The 4455-nt window shown below is 62.0% G+C and carries 3 protein-coding genes; 1 reads left to right on the top strand and 2 read right to left on the bottom strand.

Annotated features, from left to right (window positions below):
• Positions 1-93: 93 nt before the first annotated feature.
• Together PMX21_RS09850 and PMX21_RS09845 are read right to left on the bottom strand one after the other, a co-directional pair.
• Positions 94-1119, bottom strand: a complete 1026-nt coding sequence (locus PMX21_RS09850) for an aspartate-semialdehyde dehydrogenase (RefSeq protein WP_271759275.1) — start codon at positions 1117-1119, stop codon at positions 94-96.
• A gap of 173 nt (positions 1120-1292) precedes the next feature.
• Entirely contained in the window at positions 1293-2681 is a 1389-nt protein-coding gene (locus PMX21_RS09845) for an aspartate kinase (RefSeq protein WP_271759274.1), read from the bottom strand.
• 104 nt (positions 2682-2785) lie between these two features.
• On the opposite strand from PMX21_RS09845, the gene thrC reads away from it, so the two are divergent.
• The gene (gene thrC, locus PMX21_RS09840; RefSeq protein ID WP_271759273.1) at positions 2786-4300 is read left to right on the top strand and encodes a threonine synthase; all 1515 of its coding nucleotides are present in this window, start codon (positions 2786-2788) and stop codon (positions 4298-4300) included.
• Positions 4301-4455 lie beyond the last annotated feature (155 nt).

The following is a 4455-nucleotide window of genomic DNA, read 5'->3' as shown; positions in this document are numbered from 1 at the left end:
CCTTGTCCGCGGCTCCGAAGGAGCAGGACAAGGCGCCACACATGGTCGAGGACGTTCTGAAAACTAAGCCCGGCCCCCGCCGGACAGGCCACACTACTCGCAGAGCAGCTTAGCGATCTGGACGGCGTTGGTTGCCGCGCCCTTACGGATTTGGTCGCCACAGCACCAGAAGGTGATACCGCGCGCGGCCTCGAGGTTCGAGATGTCGCGACGCACGCGGCCGACCCAAATCAGGTCCTGGTCGGACGTATCCATCGGCATGGGGAAGCGGTCGTGCGCATCCTCGGCGCTCATGTCGTCAACCAGCTTCACGCCCGGAGCGACGGCCAGCGCAGCACGGGCCTCCTCGACCGTAATATCGCGCTCAAACTCGAGCGTAATGCTCTCGGAGTGCGAACGCAGCACAGGCACGCGCACGCAGGTGCAGTTCACGCGCAGCTCGGGCAGATGCATGATCTTGCGGCCCTCGTTCTGCAGCTTCATCTCCTCGGAGGTAAAGCCTTCCTCCTTGACGCCGCCGATCTGCGGAATCAGGTTGCTCGCCAGCTGGGCGGCAAACGCGCGCGGCTCGGGAATCTCCTCGCCGCGGCCCAGGGCGGCCAGCTGAGCCTCGAGCTCGGCCATACCGGGAGCACCGGCACCCGAAGCCGCCTGATACGTCGAGACGATCATGCGCTTCACACCGGCGAGCTGATGCAACGGCCACGTGGGAACCAGGCCGATGATGGTCGCGCAGTTGGGGTTGGCGATAAGGCCGTGATGCCACCTGATGTCGTCGGCATTGATCTCGGGCACGACCAGCGGCACCTCGGGATCCATGCGGAAGGCGTGGCTGTTGTCGACCACGACGGCGCCACGCTTGACGGCCTCGGGCAGCAGCTCCTTCGCGATGTCGTCGCCGGCGGCGCCAAGTACGATGTCGCAGCCCTCAAAGGCCTCGGGGCAAGCCTCCTCAATCACGATCTGCTCGCCACGGAACTCGACGGTCTTGCCCGCAGAGCGCGCGCTCGCCAGCAGCTTGAGCTTACCGACCGGAAACTCCTGCTCGTTGAGGCACTCGCGCATCTGGGTGCCCACGGCTCCCGTCGCGCCCAAAATAGCAACCGTGTACTGTTTCATGCTTCCCCCTTTAAAGGTTTTGGCTTTTGCCCGCACGCCGAGCAGGCCAATTATTGTTGCCAGTGTATACAAGAACGGGGCGGACACGAAACCCGCCCCGTCGAAACGAAACCGAAACGAAACGCCCCGCCGTAGATTTTTGAAACATGACCCAAAAATCTACCGTGCAGTCGCTACTTTTTGAGCGCAGCCAGAGCGGGATTGACCGGCGCGGGAGCCTCCAAGTCGGAGACCTTCACAATGCCGTTCTCGTCGGAGAAGGCACGGTAGATGGTCTGAATCGCCAGGTCGAAGTCCTTCTCCTCGACACCGATAATGATGTTGATCTCGTCACAGCTCTGCGAGATCATGCGCACACTCACGCCGGCCTGGCCAAGCATGCCAAACAGGTGACCAGAGATGCCGGCACGACCGCGCAGGTTACGACCGACGGTCGCGATAAGCGCCAGGCCCTCGACAACCTCGATCTCGAGCGGCTCGACCTCCTGCTGAATGTCGCCCACGAGCGAGTACAGCGAATCGTGAACGTCCTGCTCCTGCACCACGGCGCCAAAGCGGTCGACACCGGTGGGCATGTGCTCGACGGAAACGTCATAGCGCTCGAAGACCGAAAGCGCGCGGCGCATAAAGCCAACACGGGGCTTGGTGCGGTCGCGGGCAACGTTGATGGCGACAAAACCGCGCTTGCCGGTCACGCCGGTAATGATAGGCTCTGCCTCACCCTCATCAGCCGTCTCGCTAATAATGGTGCCGGGGTCCTGCGGCGCATTGGTGTTCTTGATGACCAGCGGAATGCCTGCCTCGCGCACGGGGAACACGGCCTCCTCGTGCAGGACGCTCGCACCCATGTACGAAAGCTCGCGCAGCTCCTCGTAGGTAACGCGGGCGATGGGCTGAGCCTCGGGCACGATGCGCGGATCGGCAGAGTAGAAACCCGAGACGTCGGTCCAGTTCTCGTACAGATCGGCGCCCAGGCACTTGGCCAGGATCGAGCCGGAAATATCGCCGCCGCCACGGTCGAGCAGCTTGATCTGGCCCTCGCGCGTCGCGCCGTAGAAACCGGGCATTACAAAGCCGCCCTGCTGGCCATACTCCTGCACCAGCTCGGAGGTGCGATTCATGCTGAGCGTACCGTCGTGATGGAACGCCACAACCGTCGCAGCGTCCAGGAACGGTAGACCCAGGTACTCGGCCATCAGGCGAGCGGTGAAGTACTCGCCACGGCTCACGAGCTCCTCGGTAGAGTAGCCGCCCGAGCGGGCGCGCTCGGCAAAGGCCGCGAACTCCTCGCGGATGGGATAGGTGAGCTCCAGCTCGTCAGCAATATCAAAGTAGCGCTGGCCGATGTCCTCGAGCAGCTCCTCGCACGACACGTGATACTTAACGTGCGCGTTAACCAGGTAGAGCAGGTCGGTCACCTTGGTGTCGCCCTTAAAGCGGCGACCGCAGGCAGAAACCACCACAAAACGGCGGGCCGGGTCGGCATCGACGATGGCCTTGATCTTCTTAAAGTGTTCGGCGTCGGCGACCGACGAGCCGCCAAACTTGGCAATCTTAATCATGGGCTGGAGGTTACCTTTCTAAAAAGCCTCTGCGAACCTATTTTGCGCGCTCTGATACCATGGTTTCACCGATTGGGACCAAGGCATCCGAGGAGCAGTGTTATATGGGAACTTATCATAGTACACGAGGACGCACTTTATCGTGCTCAAGTAAGGTGGCAATCCGTACCGGCATCGCTCCCGACGGGGGTTTGTTTGTCTCGGACGAGCTCGGCACCCAGCAGGTCGATATCAGCTCGCTTGCAGATAAATCGTACTTTGAAATCGCTCAAGATGTGTTGGGAATGTTACTGAATGATTACACGGCCGAAGAAATTTCGGCGTGTGTCGACGAGGCATACCGCGGCACGTTCGCGAGTGAAGAGGTTACGCCGCTCGTCAAACTCGACGCTGCGCCGGGCGCTGACGCCCCTCAGACCTATGTGATGGAGCTCTTTGGCGGCCCTACAAGCGCCTTCAAGGACGTCGCCTTGCAGATGCTCCCCCGCCTCATGGCCCGCACTTCCGCCAAGGACAGCGCCGAACGCATCATGATCGTCACCGCCACGTCGGGCGACACGGGCAAGGCCGCGCTCGCCGGTTTTGCCGACGCCCCGGGCACGGGTATCACCGTCTTTTATCCCGAAGGCAAGGTCAGTCGCGTCCAGAACCTGCAGATGTCCACACAGGAGGGCGATAACGTCGCCGTCTGCGGCATCCGCGGCAACTTCGACGATGCCCAGAGTGCCGTCAAGCGCATCTTTGCCGATAAGGAGCTTGCCGAGCGTCTTGAGGCCGCCGGCACGGTGCTTTCGAGCGCCAACTCCATCAACGTCGGCCGCCTGGTGCCGCAGGTCGTCTACTACTTTGCCGCCTATGCGCAGCTGCTGCGCGCCGGCGCCATCGAGGCCGGCGACGCCGTTGAGTTCTGCGTGCCGACTGGCAACTTTGGCGATATCCTGGCCGGCTACTATGCCAAGCGCATGGGTCTGCCCGTCGCCAAGCTCATCGTCGCGAGCGACAAGAACAACGTGCTGGCCGACTTCCTGACCACCGGCGTCTACGACCGCAACCGTCCGTTCTTCACGACTATCTCGCCGTCGATGGACATCCTCATCAGCTCCAACCTAGAGCGCATGCTGTACTTCCTGTCCGATGGCGACTGTGAGCTCGTTGCCGGCCTTATGGAGCAGCTTGCCCAGACCGGCCGCTACGAGGTGCCCGCCGAGCTGCTGGCTAAGATTCAGAGCGTCTTTGGCTGCGGCTGGGCCAGCGAGGACGAAGTCCGTGCTGCCATCAAGAGCTGCTGGGATGCGAACGGCTACGTAATCGACCCGCACACCGCTTGCGGCTATTACGTCTTTGAAAAGGTCGCTCCCGCCGAGGGCGCCAAGGCCCGCGTGCTACTTTCGACCGCCAGCCCCTACAAGTTCCCGCGCGCCTGCTGCGATGCCCTGGGGCTCGACGTTCCCGAAGACGACTTTGAGGCTATGCGCGTGCTCGAGCAGGCAACCAACACGGTTGCCCCGGTCCAACTCGCCGAGCTCGAGTCCAAGCCCGTCCGCTTCGAAGACGTCTGCGACGTAGCCGACATGGCCAACTACGTAGAGTCTGCAGCAAAAAAGATGGCTACCAACTAAAACCCCCTATAAGGCGCCGGCGAAAGCCGGCGCACTTTCTTTTAATTTGGCTCCCCAGCGCGGTGAGGAGACGGCGTAGGTCGGTTTCACGCTTGCTCCGTCGCGAGTTCCGCACGAGCCGAAGGCCACTAAATGTGGCCTTCGTGCGAGCAGGA

The sequence above is a fragment of the Collinsella aerofaciens genome (assembly GCF_028209885.1).
GTDB classification, from domain to species: domain Bacteria; phylum Actinomycetota; class Coriobacteriia; order Coriobacteriales; family Coriobacteriaceae; genus Collinsella; species Collinsella aerofaciens_BA.
Note: the sequence above shows the minus strand (reverse complement) of the source record. Positions and strands in the feature narration are given on the sequence as shown.